This window comes from Sphingobium sp. WCS2017Hpa-17 (genome assembly GCF_031843765.1).
In the GTDB taxonomy this organism is placed as follows: Bacteria; Pseudomonadota; Alphaproteobacteria; order Sphingomonadales; family Sphingomonadaceae; genus Sphingobium.
Map to the genome: position 1 here is coordinate 42,979 of NZ_JAVTIV010000008.1, position 16,639 is coordinate 59,617.

Genomic DNA, 16,639 nt, shown 5'->3' on the forward strand with positions numbered 1-16,639 from the left:
CGCGCGACCCGTCAATCGATTATTTGCGCTTGCGGCCTGCAAGGAACATACGACCGGCCAGAACGGCCGCGCCCATGCCGAACAGCGCCATCTGTTCCGGTTCGGGCACCGGGGTCGGCGTGCCGCCCGAGGAGCCGCCGCTGCTGGTGGTGCCGCCGCTGGTCGAACCGCCGGTGCTGCCGCCGCTGGACGATCCACCACACTTGCCGAACCAGCACCAGAAGGTGGCGTTGGCAGGCGCCGGGACAGCCAGGCCCATCAGGCTGGCCGATCCGGCAACGAGAAGAAGTTTGCTGATTTTCATATTCGTCACCCTGTTTCGAAAAGAACATATCGTTCTGAAACGACCCTGTCCTTACCTAAGCAGGTTGCATGCCAATTCTGCCAAGTGACGCATTTCCGGGATTGTCCGACGAGATTGTCGCTGATGGAATATGGTTAATGTCAATTAACCCGACATGTTCGAGCAGCGTAAACCTTAATGGCTGCGCACCGGGATATTCGCGGCTGCCAAAGCCTGATGCGCCTCAGCAATCGTGTGTTGACCGAAGTGAAATATGGAGGCTGCCAGCACGGCGCTGGCATGACCCTGGACCACGCCTTCGACCAGATGGTCGAGCATGCCGACGCCGCCGCTCGCGATCACCGGCACCGACACGGCATCGGCAATGGCGCGGGTGAGGGCGAGGTCATAGCCCTGCTTCGTGCCGTCCCCATCCATCGAGGTGACGAGCAGTTCCCCAGCGCCAAGGTTAGCGAGGCGCAGAGCATGCTCCAGCGCGTCGATGCCGGTCGGCTTGCGGCCGCCATGGGTGAAGATTTCCCAGCGATTGTCGCCCACGCGCCGGGCATCGACCGATCCGACGATGCACTGACTGCCGAAGCGGTCGGCGATATCGGCGACCAGTTCGGGCCGCAGCACCGCCGCGCTGTTGACCGCGACCTTGTCGGCTCCAGCCAGCAACAGCGCGCGCGCATCCTCTGGCGTGCGCACGCCGCCGCCCACGGTCACCGGCATGAAGCAGACTTCGGCGGTGCGGCGCACCACGTCCAATATGGTACCACGCGCCTCATGGGTGGCGGTGATGTCGAGGAAGCAGAGTTCGTCCGCCCCGGCCGCATCGTAAAGCTTGGCCTGCTCTACCGGATCGCCTGCGTCCTTGAGATCGACGAAATTGACGCCTTTCACCACGCGACCATTGGCAACGTCGAGGCAGGGGATGACACGGGTGCGGACGGTCATTGAAACAGGCTCCCAGATCCGTTCGGTTCGAGCCCTTCGACTGACTGCTTGCAGCAGTCGCTCAGGACAGGCTTGTCGAGAACCCGCGCGCAACGGTTCTCGACAAGCTCGAACCGAACGGGGAGGAGTGTGATGTGTATCAAGCAGCCGCCTGCGCCACCGCCAGCGCGGTCTTGAGGTCCAGCCGCCCGTCATACAGCGCGCGGCCGGTGATGACGCCTTCGATCCCGTCATCGGCATGCAGGCTCAAGATACGGATGTCCGCGATCCCCGCCACGCCGCCGCTGGCGATCACCGGCATGTCAGTAGCGCGGGCCAAATCGACGGTCGCGTCGATATTCACGCCTTTCAGCAGCCCGTCGCGGCCGACATCGGTGAAGAGCAGGCTGACGACGCCCGCATCCTCGAACCGGCGGGCCAGATCGATGACCGGCATGTCGCTCTTTTCCGCCCAGCCATCGGTCGCGACGAAGCCGTCGCGCGCATCGACCGCGACGACGATGCCGCCAGGAAAGTCGCGCGCCGCCGCCTTGACGAAGGCCGGGTCTTTCAGCGCCGCCGTGCCGATCACGATGCGCGATACGCCGAGGTCGAACCAGCGCTCCACCGACTCGCGATTGCGGATGCCGCCGCCCAGTTGGACATGGCCGGGAAAGGCCTCCACGATCGCCTCGACCGCTGCGGCATTAACCGCATGGCCGGCAAAGCTGCCGTCCAGATCGACGACATGCAGATGTTGCGCGCCGCTTTCCGCGAACAGCAGCGCCTGCGCGGCAGGATTGTCGCCATAGACGGTGGCGCGGTCCATATCGCCTTCGGCCAGGCGCACGACCTGGCCGCCTTTGAGGTCGATGGCGGGAAAGACGATCAGGGACATGGGATCAACCTTTGCGCGAACGGAGGCTCAGGGCCGCCAGTCGAGGAAACGGGACAGGAAGGACAGGCCATAGCGCTGGCTCTTTTCCGGGTGGAACTGGCAACCGATGATGGTGTCGCGCGCGACTGCGGCGACCAGTGGCCCGCCATGGTCGGTCACGGCGGCGATATGCGCCGGATCGGCGGCTTCATAATGATAGCTATGCAGGAAATAGGCCTCACCCGCCTCGATCAGAGGCGGCGTGCCGTTGAGCACCACATCGTTCCAGCCCATATGCGGTACCTTCACGGCGGGGTCGGTCGGCTCGACCAGCCGTACCGTGCCGGGTATCCAGCCCAGCCCTTCATGCCGGCCGAATTCTTCGCCCGCATCGGCCAGCAACTGCATGCCCACGCATACGCCAAGGAAAGGGATGCCGCGTCCGTTCACGGCCTCGTTCATCGCGTCCACCATGCCGGGGATCGCCACCAGCGCATCGCGGCACGCGCGAAAGGCGCCCACGCCCGGCAGGACGATCCGGTCGGCCTTCGCTACGACATCGGCATCGGCGGTGATGACAACAGTCTCCGCACCCGCCTTGCGCAGGGCATTATGCACCGAATGGAGGTTGCCCGCGCCATAGTCGATCAGGGCAATGGTCATGCCAGCAGGCTCTCCAGACTGACGCCGGCGGCCGCGCGCACCGGATGGAACTCGATGACCTCTGCCGTTGCTGCGCCATTCAGCACGAACGGATCAGTCGCGGCCAACCGCTCGATCTCGACCCGCTCGCCCCGCGCCAGCAATATGCCACCGGTGCGCGGTTCGCGCCGCCCGGCCAGCAGCAGCCAGCCGTCTGCGATTCCCTGATCCAGCCACGCCCGATGATCCGCCAGATGCCCGTCCAGCACTTCGATCGAAGCGGTATAGGTGAGCGCGATGACGAACATGGAATGACCTTTCGGTAAGTCTTACAGGATGCCCTTGGTCGATGGGATCGCGTCCGCCTTGCGCGGGTCGATCTCCACCGCCTGCCGCAGCGCGCGGGCCAGGCCCTTGAACGCGCTTTCGACGATATGATGGTTGTTGCTGCCATAAAGCAGCTCGATATGCAGCGTGATGCCGGCCGCCTGCGCGAAGCTGTGGAAGAAATGTTCCACCATCTCCGTGTCCCATTCGCCGATCTTGGTGACGGTGAAGGGCAGCTTGCACACCAGCCAGGGGCGGCCCGAAATGTCGAGCGCCACGCGGCTCAGCGTTTCGTCCATCGGCGAATAGACGCTGCCATAGCGGCTGATGCCGCGCTTGTCGGCCAGCGCCTTGGCCACCGCTTCGCCGATAGCGATCGCGGTATCCTCGGTTGTGTGATGCTGGTCGACATGCAGGTCACCAACGGTCTTGACGGTCATGTCGATCAGCGAGTGGCGCGACAGCTGTTCGATCATATGATCGAAAAAGCCGATGCCGGTCGACACCGTATAGAGGCCAGTCCCGTCGAGGTTGACGGTGACGTCGATCTGGGTTTCCGCTGTGTTGCGGTGAATCTCGGCCGTGCGCATGGCCGCCCTATAGCGCCTGTCGCCATTCATGCAATCTGTCAGGACGGGGTTGACCCTCCGATTCGTGCCGCTAGGACATTGGGCCATGAGTGAAGACCTGCCCGACAGCCTGATTCCCTATGACGAAATCGTGCAGGAGGCCCTGCGCGCAGTCGTCGGCCGCGTGCTGGGCGAAGTGCAGCAGTCCGGCGGCCTGCCGGGCGCGCATCATTTCTACATCACCTTCAAGACGAGCGCGCCGGGCGTCGATATTCCCAAGCATCTGGTGGAACGATTCCCGGATGAGATGACCATCGTCCTCCAGAATAAATATTGGGATCTGAAGGTTCAGAGCGATCTGTTCCAGGTCAGCCTGACCTTCAATCAGGTCGCGGCGCAACTGACCATTCCCTTCTCGGCGATCACCGCCTTCGTCGATCCGGCGGTCAATTTCGCCCTTCAGTTTCAGGTGGCGGCGGACGAACTGCCCGAACCCCATGACGAGGCCGAAAATGACGGCCCGCAGGTGACGAGCGAAGATGGCTCGAACGTCGTGACGGTGGACTTCGGCAAGAAGAAATGACCCGGACCTCCTAGGATAAGGGAGGTTTTCTGGTACAATGGGGCCTGACGGCGCTGGTCGGGCTGCCCCTGTCCTTCATTTTGTTCATGGCGCCGCTCGGTCTTGGTTTCTCGCCAATCTGGTCGGAGGAAACAAGCCGTGCGGCGGTGTTGCGCATTGTCGTATTTGGCGCTCTTGTTTCCCCCTATCTCTTCTGGATCGCCATGATGCTGGCTTGGCCGCTGCATTTGCGGGGTAAGGACTGGGCGATGGATGTGGCGCTCTGGCTTCTTGCCATCCAGTTTCTGGGCTTCCTCTTTTTGCTGTGAACCGTTCCGGCTCTTGTCTGGCAAACAGAGCTTGGATTTTTCGCCCGCCGCCCTACATCGGAACCAGTTTTGCGATTGATTCTTAACTGGGAGTCCTGAATGTCCGCTACCCGCACCGAAACCGACAGCATTGGCGCCATCGAGGTTCCGGCCGACGCCTATTGGGGCGCGCAGACGCAGCGCAGTATCGAGAATTTTCCCTTTGGCCTGACGGAGCAAATGCCGATCGGCATCGTCCATGCGCAGGCGATCGTGAAGCAGGCGGCGGCGCGCGTGAACGGAAAGCATGGGCTGAACGGCAAGATCGTCGCTGCGATCGAGGATGCTGCCCAGACCATCGTGTCGGGCCGGCTGGACGACCAGTTTCCGCTCGTCATCTGGCAGACGGGGTCGGGCACGCAGACCAACATGAACGTCAATGAAGTGATCGCCGGCTTTGCCAATGAGCAGCTGGCCGGCACGCGCGGTGGCAAGGCGCCGGTGCATCCCAACGACCATGTGAATATGAGCCAGTCGTCCAACGACAGCTTTCCGACCGCGCTGCATGTCGCGACCGTGATTGCGACTCGCGACCGGCTGATCCCGGCGCTGGAAAAGCTGACCGGCGCGCTGACCGCGAAGGCGGAAAGCTGGAGCCATATCGTCAAGATCGGCCGCACCCATACGCAGGATGCGACGCCGCTGACGCTGGGGCAGGAATTTTCCGGTTATGCGGCGCAGCTTGTCAGCGGCCGGGCGCGGGTCGAGGGAGCGCTCAATGGCAATATCCGCAAGCTGGCGATCGGCGGCACGGCGGTCGGCACCGGCCTCAACGCGCCGGACGGCTGGGCGGACGATATGGTCGCGGCGATCAGCGACATTGCCGGCACCGATTTTGAAAGCGCGCCCAACAAGTTCGAGCAGCTGGCGGCCAAGGATGGGCTGGTCTTCTTCTCCGGCGCGCTCAACACGCTGGCGGTGTCGCTGACCAAGATCGCCAACGATATCCGTTTTCTGGGGTCGGGCCCGCGATCGGGGCTGGGCGAGCTGGACCTTCCGGCCAATGAGCCGGGCAGCTCGATCATGCCGGGCAAGGTCAATCCGACCCAGTGCGAATCGCTGACCATGGTGGCCGCGCAGGTGATCGGCAATCATCAGGCAGTGACGGTCGGCGGCATGCAGGGGCATTTCGAGCTGAACGTGTTCATGCCGCTGATCGGCGCCAATGTGCTGCGCTCCATCCATCTGCTTAGCGTCGGCATGGAAAGCTTCGCCGAACGCTGCGTCGATGGGCTGATCGCCAATGAAGCGCGGATCGCCGAACTGGTCGACCGGTCGCTGATGCTGGTGACCGCGCTGGCACCGGAGATCGGCTATGACAATGCCGCCGCCATCGCCAAGCATGCGCACAAGAAGGGGCAGACGCTGAAGGAAGCCGGCCTGGAACTTGGCCTTGTGGACGAACCGACCTTCGACCGGCTGGTTCGCCCGGAAAATATGGTCTGATCCAGATCAACATGGCGGAACCGGCGGGGCTGCGGTACATTAATCCTCTATGAAGAGGAAAACGCCCACTCCCGCCGCACCGCTGGTGACGATCCGTCCGCCGAAAAAGGCCGGACTGCTGCGAAAGGCGGCCCGTGTCGGGGCCACAGTCGTCGCCGCGCGGGTCGCGGCGGCCACTGGCAAGAAGGGTGTGTTCGGTCTGCTCGCCGGGGCAGGGGCCAAGCGGATCATCATGCGCTATCCCGCTGGCGCCCTGTTCGTGACCGGCGCCTATATGGCGGGCAAGCTGTATGAAGCAAAGCGGGAGGTGGATCGCAAGAAGGCGATCAAGCTGCTGCCCGACAAGAGTGGCGAGCCAGATCCGGCGGCGCCTATTCCGATCGAAAGCGCCCGCAAGGTTCAGGGATAGCACAAGGGCATAGCCCTCTTGCAAAAGCGCTGCGGCGGAGGCACTAGCGGCCATGGCCGACAGCATCCCCACAGAGACTCCGGATTTCAAGCGCCGGGGCGTGCTTTTCGTACTGTCCTCGCCCTCCGGCGCGGGCAAATCCACCATCGCGCGTAAGCTGCTGGCGGCGGAAACCGACCTGTCCATGTCGGTATCCGCGACGACGCGGCCGATGCGGCCGGGTGAGGTTGACGGCAAGGATTATCATTTCGTCGATCTGGAAGAATTTCGCCGCATGACGGCGGACCATGAATTTCTGGAATGGGCGCATGTCTTTGGCCAGCGTTACGGCACGCCGCGCGCGCCCGTGGAGGCGATGCTGAAGTCGGGCAAGGACGTCCTGTTCGACATCGATTGGCAGGGTGCGCAGCAGTTGCATCAGATTGCCGGTGGCGATGTCGTGCGTATCTTCATCCTGCCGCCGTCGATGGAAGAACTGGAACGCCGCCTGCGTGGACGCGCGACCGACAGCAACGAAGTCATCGAGGGGCGCATGGCCCGTGCCGCGGGCGAGATCGCGCATTGGGACGGCTATGATTATGTGTTGTGCAACGTTGATGCGGAGGCCTGTTTTCAGCAGGTCAGGACCATCCTGCATGCCGAACGGATGAAGCGCAGCCGCCAGACCGGCCTGATCGGCTTCATCCGCAGGCTCGGCCGCTATCATCAGGAAGATTGAGGGCGTTCCCATCCGTCCATCGTGCCCGTGAAGCGCACGAATAGGACAGCTATTTCGCGAACCCTGCCGGGTCGGCCCAGTCGGGATGGGTCCAGGCCATCGCCTTGAACAATGTCCCCATTTCCGCCTCGTCGGTCAGGCGGTGGCGGGCGGTTTCCACTTCGTTCGCGCGTGCCGGGGCGGTGGTGGCAAGCTGGGCTGCGCGGGCGTCGATGCCCAATTGTTGCAGGAAGGCGCCCTGGCCGACCGGGCCATGGACGCGCAGGCCGGCCTGCCGCGCCATATTGCCCAACACGGTGAAATCAACATGGGTGGTCAGGTCCACTTCGCCCGGATCGGTGAAGGGGTCGGCGAACTGGTGCGCCTTCACCGCCTGCAACGTGTCGCCCAGCGCCGGGCCTTCATAGCCATAGTCGATGATGATCGCCGCGCCGCCCTGCTTGGCGATGCGGTGGGCGAGGGCATAGGCGATGCCAGCGCCGATGATGGGGGATTCCAGGATCGCGCCTTCCGGTGCTTCGACCGCGAACGGAGGCAGGCCCGATTCGATCCGGCGATAGCCCGGCACGGCGAGGAAGCGGCCCTCCGCCTCCCGGCTGACGACGACGCGCTCGCGCCATTCGTCACCGACGCGGATGCACTGGCGCACCGGCAGCGCATCGAAAAATTCATTGGCGACGACCAGCAGCGGGCCGGTTTCGGGCAGGTCGTCGATCGTATCGTGATGGACGACATGAGGCAACAAGGCGCGCTGCCGTTCCCGCAGGGTGGGGCTGGTTTCGACGAGGTGGAGATGGGGCGCCAGCGCGGCGCGCTCCATGGCACGGATCGCGTCGGATGCCAGTGTGCCGCGCCCTGGCCCCAATTCGACATAGGTTGGATCGGGGCGACGGCCCGATCGCATCCAGACGTCGGCCAGCGCCAGCCCTACCAGTTCGCCGAACATCTGGCTGATTTCCGGCGCAGTGGTGAAATCGCCGTCCGTGCCCAACGGGTCGCGGGTGGCGTAATAATGCTGGTTCGCTTCGCCGATATAATGGGCGACCGAGATCGGGCCGCCCGAGGCGATCTGGCCGGCGAGGCGCCGGGCCAGAGCGGGTTGTTCAGGCAACACTGCTGGTCCCGGCCACCGGCTCGACGCGCAGGCGGCGACCCTTGGCAGTGACGATCAGATAGAGGCCGCCCAGGATCATCGGCACGCAGAGCCACTGGCCCATGTGCAGACCGGTGCGCGCGGCAAACTCCATCAACTGGGCGTCTGCCTCGCGGAAATATTCCACGCCGAAGCGGAAACAGCCATAGCCGAAGACGAAGATGCCCACGAGCATGCCCGGCTTGTAGCGGGCGTTCGTCTTCCAGAAGGCGAAGGCGAGGATGAGGAAGAGGACAATGCCCTCCAGCGCGGCTTCATACAGCTGGCTGGGGTGGCGGGCGAAGGGGCCGCCGGTCGGGAAGACCATCGCCCAGGGGACGTCGGTTTCCTTGCCCCAAAGTTCGCCATTCACGAAATTGGCGAGCCGGCCGAAGAACAGGCCGAAGGGCACGACGCAGGCGACATAGTCATGGATGCGCAGCCAGCTGAGCTTTTCCTTGCGCGCCATGTAGAGGATGCCGAGCGACACGCCCGCCGCGCCGCCATGGAAGGACATGCCGCCATTCCACAGTTTGAAGATGTCCAGCGGATGCTGGAGAATTTCGGGCTGGTAGAAGATCACATAGGCCAGCCGTCCGCCGATGATGATACCCAGCGTCGCATAGAAGATCATGTCGTCGGCATGGCGCCGCGCCATCGGCGATCCGGGCTGATCGACCAGTTTGAGCAGATACCAGTAGCCGATCAGGATGCCGGCCAGATAGGCGAGGCTGTACCATTTCAGCGTGAAGAAGCCCAGATTCAGGGCCACGGGGTCCAGCCCGAGATCTTTGAATTGAATGGCGCCCGAAGCGGCGGCGGCGATATCCAGGATCAAAATGGCGTCCTTCTGGGAATTGGATTGCGGACATAGAACAAGCGCGCGGCAAGATGAAGGGGAAGGTGAGGGAGGGGCGCGGATTTGACGGGGAAAGCGGGCTTCAGGGTCACGACAGGGTCATGCCGGGGTCACGCCGCTGAAGTTCACACCGTTGATGGGGCGTGTTTCGGGGCGGATCTGGACGAAATGCGCCTGCCGCGCGCCCGAGACGCGTCTGTGATGCGCCGGCTGGGTCAGGAGTGCGCGTCGCCTGGGTCATGAGGATGCGCCATCAAAGTCACACGCGCGCGTCACCGGCGCGTCGCTTCGAGTGAGTGGGCGCGGTAGTGTGAGGGGGATGGGCAGGATCATCCGGCAGGATAGATCAGAGAAAATCCTATTAGGAAAGTTTTTCGGGTGGTGGGATCCGGATGTTCCGGAAGCGGCCAGATGCGGACGGAAATTTTCCCTGAAAGGGGAGGAATGGTAACATCCGATAACGACCAAACGCAGACACTCGATCATTGCCGTCCACATCCTGAAACCCGCCGCTCATCAAAATGGCAGGTCGAACGCCGAATAGCTAAATCTGGTGGATAGCTGCCATTTAGCCACTGGATAGAGCAGCAACCTGTTGAGCCTTTAACAAGTTGCTGCCGGAAATAAACACTCGCAGCTTGCCTTCATAGGGCACATCATTCCGCTGAAATGGAACATCAGCCGCTTCAAGCATGGCTTCGAATTTTGCGACGCTCTCGGTGTCAGTAAACGTTTTTAGGTGGTAGATTCGCATTGACACGATCTGAAGGAAGGCTCGCGATGCTTCGCCTTCATCTGAAGTCTTGGCATATGTCGCGATCTCTTGGCCCCGTTCGACTTCGAAAACCCGCCAGCCGCTTCCAGACTTTTCCAACCGCAAATCATAGACAGCAACACGAGTTACTTCGTCACAGGTCAGAAATTGCGAGTAGCCGGCATTTTTGAGGTAGTGCCTTAGTTGATCGATGGTCTCCATAGCTTGTGATACCGTCGGCGCGAATGTCTGCAAATGGACGAATTTTGCCAAACGATTTTTCTTCGCGCAGCATCAGCTATGGTCGATTATTTCCTCCAAACCAGACCGTCTCCAATCCACCCAAATCAGACCTTCGCGCCCGCATCCTGTCGCCCTTTGGCGGCGCGCACGCCTTGGCGGTTGCGGTCGGCCAGTTTGCGTTTCAGGTCGGCGGGGTGGGGGGCGATCAGGAAGCCGAAGCTGACCGTGCCCTCTTTCGTTTCGACCGCGTGGTGCAGGCGATGGGCCTGAACGATGCGCTTCATGTAACGGGAGCGGGCGACATAGCGGTGGCGCACCCGCTGATGCACGATGATGTCGTGGAAACCGAGATAGATGGCGCCATAAGCGGCCACGCCCGCGCCAACCGCCGTCGCCCAATTGCCCCAGCCCCATTGCACGCCGCCCAGCAGCAGCAGGATGGAGGGCATGGCGAAGATCACGAAATAGAGATCGTTCGCTTCGAAGAAGCCGATGCGGGGGCGGTGGTGGCTGGCGTGGAGGAACCAGCCGGGGCCGTGCATTACCCAGCGGTGCATGACATAGGCAAAGCCCTCCATCGCGGCGACCGTGGCGACGAAGAGCAGCAGGAGGATGATAGGCGACATCGTACCACTATAGGGCGGCCGGGGCGGGGTGGCGACCCCGTAAAGGTCCGGAATGTGCGATGCAAAAAGGGCCGCGATCCCATGCGAGGTCGCGGCCCGGTTCACCCCCGAAAGGATATGGGATCAGAAGGACGCGGTCAGCGATCCGACTACACCGGCCTTGCTGATATTATGGCCGGCCGCCGTGTAGGAGGATTTGTCGGTATCGACATAGGACACGCCGAAGGTCAGGTGATTCCAGGTGTAGGTCGCGCCGATATTCCAGTCGGTATATTCGTCACCGATGGTCAGGTAGCTGGGACCGAAGCTGTGGCCCAGATGCGCCGACACGCCCAGCGGGGTGTTGGGGATGGAGGCGGACAGGTCGCCTGCGACATAGAGGCTGTCTTCCTTGCCATTGCCGACGCTCAGCGCCTTCGCCTTGGGCGCGTAGTTGACGGTCAGCTTGGCGGTGGCGGGGCCAAACGTGCCCTTGACCGAGGCATAGGGCTCGACAAAATCGGTGTTCTGGCCGGCATTGCCCGGATAGTAATAATAGAGGACGCCGACGTCGATCGTGGCGGCGCCGACGGTGGTCGAATAGCCGCCGATCAGGTCGAGTTCCTGATCCGATCCGGCCGCGACATATTCGTCGATCGAACTGCCCCAGACGGAAGCATAGAAGCCCGACGCATGGCTGACGGTGATGCCGCCTTGCAGCGCGAATTTCTTGTTGGTCTGCGAAATGCCGCGGAAGCGATAGTCGGTGACGACGGCCGCATTGCCGGTGACGGTGATCTCGGGCGTGGGCTCTTCCTGGGCCATGGCCGGCATGGCGACGAGCGCGCTGACGAGAGCGAAGGCCGAAAAAATGGGGGCCGAGAGGCCGATGATGGACTTACGCATGGGATTCCCCTTGATGGTGGTCTGCGATCGTCCCGCCTGCGTCCAGGCGCCCGCCTCTATGCTTCCCCCGCTCGGGATGGGCCGGCTGCCTCAACGCCTTTCGATGTGCCTTCACGCGCTGCGCTGCACAAGAATTTATTGCCTCAAGATGTCTTTTGCTTCTGTAATGTTGCTGGACTGCAACAAAATACAGTCGCGCTCACATATGAGTGCGGCCGCCATCGCTACCGAAAACGCGTATTTGCGTGGGTTCTGACGTTAAGGCTGCTTGTAATCCGGCGCCTGATGGATGACGCGCTGCGGATAGGGAATGGCGATGTCATGGTCGCGGAACAACTGCCAGACGCGGCCCAGCACGTCCGACTTCACATTGCCGACGCCGCCTTCGGGATCGCTGATCCAGACGAGGATATCATGTTCGACGCGGCTTTCCCCGAAGCTGGTAAGCCAGACATTGGGCTTGGGATTGCGCAGCACGCGCGGGCTTTCCTGCGCCGCCTGAAGCATGAGTTGCTGGGCGAGTTTCAGGTCGCTGTCGAAAGCAATGCCGACCGGGATGCGGACGCGGACGTTGCGGTCGGAATAGGACCAGTTCTCAACCTCCTGCGTCATCAGATTCTCGTTGGGAATCAGATGTTCCTTGCCGTCGCGGGTGATGACGGACACGGCGCGCACGCCGATCTTGTTCACCCAGCCGAAACTGTCGCCCACGACGATGACGTCGCCCGGCTTGATCGAGCGGTCCATCAGCAGGATGATGCCGGCGATCAGGTTGCCGAAGGTCTTTTGCAGGCCGAAGCCGATGGCGAGGCCCAGCGCGCCGGAGAAGACGGCGAAGGCAGTGAGGTCGATCGAGAGCAGGTCGACGCCGATGAAGAAGGCCGCGACGATGACGGTGATGGCGGCGAGCTTCTGCGCCAGCAATTTCTGCGTCGGGTCGAAACCGTCGGCCTGCTGAATCGAGCGGCCGATGACCCGGTTGGCGAGGCGAACGGCGGCGAACAAAGCGACGCAGGTAGCGGCGATCGACAGCAGGCCGAGCAGGGTGATGCGGCGCTTGCCGAGGTTCATGCCGATGCCGTCGAGCATTTCGCTGACCGGCGCGATGCCCCCGCCGCTGCCGGAGACGATCAGGATGAAGAGGATGAGGGCGAGCGGCGCCACCGCCCAGCGCGGCATGGCCAGACCCTTCAGGATATGGATGGACAGCAGCGCGACCGCGCCACCCAGAGTGATGCCGAGGACGAGATGGCCGAGCGCATCCTTGGGAAAGAAGGGCAGAGCGAGCGTCAGGAGCAGCGCGGCGGCGCCATGGCGCACGATGGCGCGGACATGGCCGGCCATCGCATCGCCCAGCGGTGGCAGGCGGCGACGGATGCGCACGGCCGCCAGTCGGGCAAAGCCCCAGGCGGCGGCATAGAGAAGGATGGACAGAGCCAGCGCGATCAGCGGCTGGACGATATCAGGATCGCCCGGCAGCAGGGTGATCAGGTCGGACAATGCCGGCCCCATGCCCTAGCTTCCGTCCCGGACGGCGCGGAAGCGGGCGAGGCCGGCGTCGAGATCGGCGATCAGGTCGGCCGGGTCTTCGAGGCCGATATGCAGGCGGATGGCCGGACCTTCCGCGTCCCAACGGGTGGCGCTGCGGTAACGGGCCGGGTCGATGGGGAGGGCCAGGCTTTCGAAGCCGCCCCAACTATAGCCGATGCCGAAATGGGCGAGGCCGTCGATCAGTGCGGCGCGGGCGGCTTCGCCGCCGCCCTTCAGGATGAAGCTGAACAGGCCGGTGGAGCCGCTGAAATCACGCTGCCACAGGCCATGGCCGGGGCAGTCGGGGAGCGCCGGGTGGAGGACGCGGGCGACGTCGGGCTGATCCTTCAGCCAATGGGCGATGGCCAGTGCGCTGTCCTGATGCTGTTTCAGGCGGACGCCGAGTGTGCGCAGCCCGCGTGAGGCGAGCCAGGCATCGTCGGGGCTGGTCATCTGGCCGAAGAGATAGGCGGTCTGGCGGATCTTAGCGAACCAGTGGGCGGTCGCGGTGACGCTGCCCATCATCACGTCGCTATGGCCGACGATATATTTGGTGCAGGCGAGGATGGCGATGTCGACGCCGTGTGCCATGGCCGGGAAGTAGAGCGGGGTCGCCCAGGTATTGTCGAGCAGAGTGACGATATCGTTCGTCTTTGCCCAGGCGGTGATGGCGGGGATATCCTGCACTTCGAAGGTCAGGCTGCCGGGGCTTTCCAGAAAGATCGCACGGATCGGACCATCGGCAAGATAGACATCGAGTTGGACAGCAGTCGGGTCATAATAAATCGTTTCGACACCGTAACTTTTTAGCATCTGTTCGCAGAAATTGCGGGTCGGGTCATAGGCGCTGTCGACCATCAGCAGCCGGTCGCCGGGCCTCAGCACCGCCATCAGCGCGCAGGCGATTGCCGCGACGCCCGAGGGGTAGAGCATCGTGCCCTCCGCCCCCGGCTCCATTTCGGTGAGCGCGTCGGCGAGGGACCAGGCAGTCGGCGTACCCTTGCGCCCGTAGAAAAGGCGTTCATGCGTGCTGCTGCCCGCCGCCTTCCGCAGATGGGCGACATCGTCATAGAGGATGGTGGAGGCGCGCCAGACCGGGGGGCTGACGATGCCGCCGGGTTGGCCGGGCATACCGGTCCATTCCGGCTTGCGGCCGGCCTGCGCGAGTTTTGTGAGAGGTTTGCGCGTGTCTTCGGTCATGCGGCGGGGCCTGTCGCTTTCGGTGTAGCAGGATCGAAGCCCCATTCGGACCAGCTGCCGTCATAGAGGGCGACATCGGTCTTCCCCAGCGATTCCAGCCCGGCGAGGATGATCGCGGCGGTCACGCCGCTGCCGCAGGTGGTGATGATAGGACGGTCGAAATCGGTGCCCGCGTCCGTCAGCAGGCGGCGCAGTTCGTCACCTTGCTTCATGCTGTTGTCGGTAGCGAAGAAGGCGGAGGAGGGGATGTTGCGGCTGCCGGGAATATGGCCGGACGCCATGCCGGGGCGCGGTTCGGCTTCCGCGCCGGTGAAGCGGCCGGCACCGCGCGCGTCGAGCAGTTGCGCGTCGCCGCTGTCGAGATTGGCGAGAATGTCGGCCTTGCTACGCACCTGTGTGCGGTCGAGCCGGGCGACGGCGTTGCCGGGGGCGATGACGGGCACGCCGCTGCCGGTCGGGCGCCCCTCCGCGACCCATTTGGGCAGGCCGCCGTCGAGGATCGCGGCAGAAGCGCCGAGGCCATAGACGCGCATCATGAACCAGCCGCGCGCGGCGCTGTGGGTCGGGCTGTTGTCATAGACGATGATGCGGCTGTCGGCGTTCACGCTCAGCGCCTGCATGCGCTGCGTCATCAGATCGTCGGGTGGCAACTGGCCCGGCACCGGGTCTTGCGGATCGTTGAGCGTCGGCAGGTCCAGAAAGACCGCGCCGGGAATATGGGCGGATTCAAATTCGGCGCGGGCATCGCGCTGCGTGCCGGGCAGGAACAGGCTGGCGTCAAGGATGACGAGGTCGGGCGCGCCCAGTTGGCCGGCCAGCCAGTCGGTGGAAACGAAGATGGTCATGCGGCTCCCTTCGGCCTTCATACTGCCTGTCGGGTTAGTAGTAGGGTGCCGGGCCGGGGCTGGGAAGGGGGCTTCAGGCTGGCGTCAGTTCGGCGGCGGCGCGGGCGGCGGGGCGGCGATACTGGCGCGGCCCCTGATCAAGGCGCAACGGTGCGAGCCGGGCAGCTGGCGGTTCCTGTTCCTGCCCGACGATGAAGGCGCGGGCGGTGCGGCCCTGACCGACCGGTTGGCCGGCCTCCGCGTCCCAGCGATAGGCGGCATCGAAGGCAGCGAGCGGGATGAGCAGGCTACGCTGGCCCATTTCGACCGGAACGATCTCGTCAGTGGACAGGCGCAGTTCGCCACTCAGCTGGATCGTCTCGCCGGGCTGAATCGCCACCGCGCTGTGCAGTGGCAGGCCGTCTTGTCCGGTAAAGAAGCCCTGGAGCACTGCCTGTTGCTGTGCACCGCCATTGCCGAGCATGCCGCGGATCAGCACATCCTGCGCCGGGCGGTCGCCGCGATTGTGCAGGATCAAGGCATAGCTGATCGTCACGCCCATCAGCGAATAGCGGGCCTGGCCCACGGCCATGTCCATGTCGATCCACGGGCGGTCGGTCGCGGCGGCAGGGACTGCGGCGGGGACGTGCAGGGTTTCGGCAGGGTCGGGTGCGGGCGGCGGTGGGACGGCTGCCTTGGGCTTGGCGACAGGTGTGGGCGTGCGGGCCGGGGTGGGTGCTTCGTCCCGCAATGCGGGCGGCCGTCGGCGCAGCAGGATAAGGCCGGCCAGCACGACCAGCGCCGCGACGATGGCGGCTATGATCCAAGGCAGGCTGATGCCTTCTTCGGCTGGCGCGCTGGTGGTGGCTGGTGCGGGTTCCGGGCTGTCGACCGCATTGGCGGCGGGGGCCGGGAGTGGCTGCGCGGGTGGGGCGACCGGCGTGCTGCTGTTGGCGGCGGCATTGTCCGCTTCGATCGGGGCCGGCTCGGCCGGCGCTGGCGTCACGGGCGCGGGGCGCGTCTGGGCGGGCGGCGTCGGGGTCGAGCGCTCGGCAGGGCGAGTCGGGCGGGGTTCGGCTGGCGGTGTTGCCTGTGTCGGGCGCGGGCGGCTGGTCTGCGGCACGGGCGTTGGCTGCACCGTGGCAGGCGGCGGCGTGACCGTGGGCGCGACGACAGGTGGCGTCGCGCGGGGTATCACCGGATCGCGATAGACGTTGAGTTCCGGTCCCTGCCGATTGGGATCGGGCGCCGGCGCACTACCCGTCGGCGGCAACTGGAAACCGCCGGCCGGGGTATCGGCCTGCTGGGCATGGACAGGCGCAGCCAGCATCAGCGGCGCGGCGAAGAGCAACGGACGAATATGAGACCCCATGGCCCAGCCAAGGCACAAGAATGGCTGAACCGCAAGTGAACAATGCGAAAGGCTGACATCAGCCGTGCGATCGC

At 64.0% G+C, this 16,639-nt stretch carries 20 protein-coding genes; 5 read left to right on the plus strand and 15 right to left on the minus strand.

Annotated elements, in window-relative coordinates:
• Positions 1-19 precede the first annotated feature (19 nt).
• The 6 genes from RQH62_RS13170 to hisB form a co-directional block, all read right to left on the minus strand.
• Positions 20-304 carry a PEP-CTERM sorting domain-containing protein gene (locus tag RQH62_RS13170; RefSeq protein WP_311269197.1) on the minus strand — a complete coding sequence of 95 codons (285 nt, stop codon included), beginning with the start codon at positions 302-304 and terminating at the stop codon, positions 20-22.
• A gap of 174 nt (positions 305-478) precedes the next feature.
• A complete protein-coding gene (gene hisF / locus RQH62_RS13175; protein ID WP_311269198.1) occupies positions 479-1,243 on the minus strand; it encodes an imidazole glycerol phosphate synthase subunit HisF in 765 nt (254 codons plus the stop codon).
• Positions 1,244-1,382: 139 nt separating this feature from the next.
• Positions 1,383-2,120: a 1-(5-phosphoribosyl)-5-[(5-phosphoribosylamino)methylideneamino]imidazole-4-carboxamide isomerase gene (gene hisA / locus RQH62_RS13180; protein WP_311269199.1), complete on the minus strand. Its 738-nt coding sequence runs from the start codon at positions 2,118-2,120 to the stop codon at positions 1,383-1,385.
• Positions 2,121-2,147: 27 nt separating this feature from the next.
• Positions 2,148-2,762: an imidazole glycerol phosphate synthase subunit HisH gene (gene hisH, locus RQH62_RS13185; protein ID WP_311269200.1), complete on the minus strand. Its 615-nt coding sequence runs from the start codon at positions 2,760-2,762 to the stop codon at positions 2,148-2,150.
• On the minus strand, positions 2,759-3,049 hold the full coding sequence (locus RQH62_RS13190) for a YciI family protein (protein ID WP_311269201.1): 291 nt from the start codon (positions 3,047-3,049) through the stop codon (positions 2,759-2,761). The genes hisH and RQH62_RS13190 overlap by 4 nt, the downstream gene beginning before the upstream one ends.
• Positions 3,050-3,070: 21 nt before the next feature.
• Entirely contained in the window at positions 3,071-3,658 is a 588-nt protein-coding gene (hisB, locus tag RQH62_RS13195) for an imidazoleglycerol-phosphate dehydratase HisB (protein ID WP_311269202.1), read from the minus strand.
• 85 nt (positions 3,659-3,743) lie between these two features.
• On the opposite strand from hisB, the gene RQH62_RS13200 reads away from it, so the two are divergent.
• The 5 genes from RQH62_RS13200 to gmk all read left to right on the plus strand — a co-directional run bounded on the left by RQH62_RS13200 (position 3,744) and on the right by gmk (position 7,140).
• Complete coding sequence (locus tag RQH62_RS13200) at positions 3,744-4,220, plus strand: ClpXP protease specificity-enhancing factor SspB (RefSeq protein ID WP_311269203.1); 477 nt, start codon at positions 3,744-3,746, stop codon at positions 4,218-4,220.
• A gap of 86 nt (positions 4,221-4,306) precedes the next feature.
• Positions 4,307-4,528, plus strand: coding sequence for a hypothetical protein (locus RQH62_RS13205; protein ID WP_311269204.1), 222 nt, complete (start codon positions 4,307-4,309; stop codon positions 4,526-4,528).
• A gap of 99 nt (positions 4,529-4,627) precedes the next feature.
• A complete protein-coding gene (gene fumC / locus RQH62_RS13210; RefSeq protein WP_311269205.1) occupies positions 4,628-6,013 on the plus strand; it encodes a class II fumarate hydratase in 1,386 nt (461 codons plus the stop codon).
• Between the two features lie 49 nt (positions 6,014-6,062).
• Positions 6,063-6,422 carry a hypothetical protein gene (locus tag RQH62_RS13215; RefSeq protein ID WP_311269206.1) on the plus strand — a complete coding sequence of 120 codons (360 nt, stop codon included), beginning with the start codon at positions 6,063-6,065 and terminating at the stop codon, positions 6,420-6,422.
• 52 nt (positions 6,423-6,474) lie between these two features.
• Entirely contained in the window at positions 6,475-7,140 is a 666-nt protein-coding gene (gene gmk / locus RQH62_RS13220; RefSeq protein ID WP_311269207.1) for a guanylate kinase, read from the plus strand.
• 49 nt (positions 7,141-7,189) lie between these two features.
• Here the strand turns inward: gmk and RQH62_RS13225 are convergent, their stop codons facing one another.
• The 9 genes from RQH62_RS13225 to RQH62_RS13265 all read right to left on the minus strand — a co-directional run bounded on the left by RQH62_RS13225 (position 7,190) and on the right by RQH62_RS13265 (position 16,565).
• The gene (locus RQH62_RS13225) at positions 7,190-8,251 is read right to left on the minus strand and encodes an SAM-dependent methyltransferase (RefSeq protein ID WP_311269208.1); all 1,062 of its coding nucleotides are present in this window, start codon (positions 8,249-8,251) and stop codon (positions 7,190-7,192) included.
• Positions 8,244-9,110, minus strand: coding sequence for a prolipoprotein diacylglyceryl transferase (lgt, locus tag RQH62_RS13230; protein ID WP_311269209.1), 867 nt, complete (start codon positions 9,108-9,110; stop codon positions 8,244-8,246). The genes RQH62_RS13225 and lgt overlap by 8 nt, the downstream gene beginning before the upstream one ends.
• Before the next feature lie 589 nt (positions 9,111-9,699).
• Positions 9,700-10,107, minus strand: a complete 408-nt coding sequence (locus RQH62_RS13235; protein ID WP_311269210.1) for a hypothetical protein — start codon at positions 10,105-10,107, stop codon at positions 9,700-9,702.
• 125 nt (positions 10,108-10,232) lie between these two features.
• Positions 10,233-10,754, minus strand: coding sequence for a sterol desaturase family protein (locus tag RQH62_RS13240; protein ID WP_311269211.1), 522 nt, complete (start codon positions 10,752-10,754; stop codon positions 10,233-10,235).
• Positions 10,755-10,877: 123 nt separating this feature from the next.
• Positions 10,878-11,639, minus strand: a complete 762-nt coding sequence (locus RQH62_RS13245) for a TorF family putative porin (RefSeq protein ID WP_311269212.1) — start codon at positions 11,637-11,639, stop codon at positions 10,878-10,880.
• A gap of 258 nt (positions 11,640-11,897) precedes the next feature.
• Positions 11,898-13,151 (minus strand): mechanosensitive ion channel domain-containing protein, encoded by a 1,254-nt coding sequence (locus RQH62_RS13250; protein ID WP_311269213.1) that lies wholly within the window; start codon positions 13,149-13,151, stop codon positions 11,898-11,900.
• 3 nt (positions 13,152-13,154) lie between these two features.
• On the minus strand, positions 13,155-14,369 hold the full coding sequence (gene metC / locus RQH62_RS13255; RefSeq protein WP_311269214.1) for a cystathionine beta-lyase: 1,215 nt from the start codon (positions 14,367-14,369) through the stop codon (positions 13,155-13,157).
• Positions 14,366-15,214 (minus strand): sulfurtransferase, encoded by an 849-nt coding sequence (locus RQH62_RS13260; RefSeq protein ID WP_311269215.1) that lies wholly within the window; start codon positions 15,212-15,214, stop codon positions 14,366-14,368. The genes metC and RQH62_RS13260 overlap by 4 nt, the downstream gene beginning before the upstream one ends.
• Positions 15,215-15,287: 73 nt before the next feature.
• Entirely contained in the window at positions 15,288-16,565 is a 1,278-nt protein-coding gene (locus tag RQH62_RS13265) for a hypothetical protein (protein WP_311269216.1), read from the minus strand.
• Positions 16,566-16,639: the final 74 nt, after the last annotated feature.

Coding starts and splice junctions, on each gene's coding strand:
- RQH62_RS13260 (WP_311269215.1), bottom strand. CDS start 15,214: ATGACCATCTTCGTTTCCACCGACTGGCTGGCCGGCCAACTGGGCGCG.
- metC (WP_311269214.1), bottom strand. CDS start 14,369: ATGACCGAAGACACGCGCAAACCTCTCACAAAACTCGCGCAGGCCGGC.
- RQH62_RS13200 (WP_311269203.1), top strand. CDS start 3,744: ATGAGTGAAGACCTGCCCGACAGCCTGATTCCCTATGACGAAATCGTG.
- fumC (WP_311269205.1), top strand. CDS start 4,628: ATGTCCGCTACCCGCACCGAAACCGACAGCATTGGCGCCATCGAGGTT.
- RQH62_RS13190 (WP_311269201.1), bottom strand. CDS start 3,049: ATGTTCGTCATCGCGCTCACCTATACCGCTTCGATCGAAGTGCTGGAC.
- hisA (WP_311269199.1), bottom strand. CDS start 2,120: ATGTCCCTGATCGTCTTTCCCGCCATCGACCTCAAAGGCGGCCAGGTC.
- RQH62_RS13205 (WP_311269204.1), top strand. CDS start 4,307: ATGGCGCCGCTCGGTCTTGGTTTCTCGCCAATCTGGTCGGAGGAAACA.
- RQH62_RS13235 (WP_311269210.1), bottom strand. CDS start 10,107: ATGGAGACCATCGATCAACTAAGGCACTACCTCAAAAATGCCGGCTAC.
- RQH62_RS13245 (WP_311269212.1), bottom strand. CDS start 11,639: ATGCGTAAGTCCATCATCGGCCTCTCGGCCCCCATTTTTTCGGCCTTC.
- RQH62_RS13170 (WP_311269197.1), bottom strand. CDS start 304: ATGAAAATCAGCAAACTTCTTCTCGTTGCCGGATCGGCCAGCCTGATG.
- RQH62_RS13240 (WP_311269211.1), bottom strand. CDS start 10,754: ATGTCGCCTATCATCCTCCTGCTGCTCTTCGTCGCCACGGTCGCCGCG.
- gmk (WP_311269207.1), top strand. CDS start 6,475: ATGGCCGACAGCATCCCCACAGAGACTCCGGATTTCAAGCGCCGGGGC.
- hisH (WP_311269200.1), bottom strand. CDS start 2,762: ATGACCATTGCCCTGATCGACTATGGCGCGGGCAACCTCCATTCGGTG.
- RQH62_RS13265 (WP_311269216.1), bottom strand. CDS start 16,565: ATGGGGTCTCATATTCGTCCGTTGCTCTTCGCCGCGCCGCTGATGCTG.
- hisB (WP_311269202.1), bottom strand. CDS start 3,658: ATGCGCACGGCCGAGATTCACCGCAACACAGCGGAAACCCAGATCGAC.
- RQH62_RS13215 (WP_311269206.1), top strand. CDS start 6,063: ATGAAGAGGAAAACGCCCACTCCCGCCGCACCGCTGGTGACGATCCGT.
- hisF (WP_311269198.1), bottom strand. CDS start 1,243: ATGACCGTCCGCACCCGTGTCATCCCCTGCCTCGACGTTGCCAATGGT.
- RQH62_RS13250 (WP_311269213.1), bottom strand. CDS start 13,151: ATGGGGCCGGCATTGTCCGACCTGATCACCCTGCTGCCGGGCGATCCT.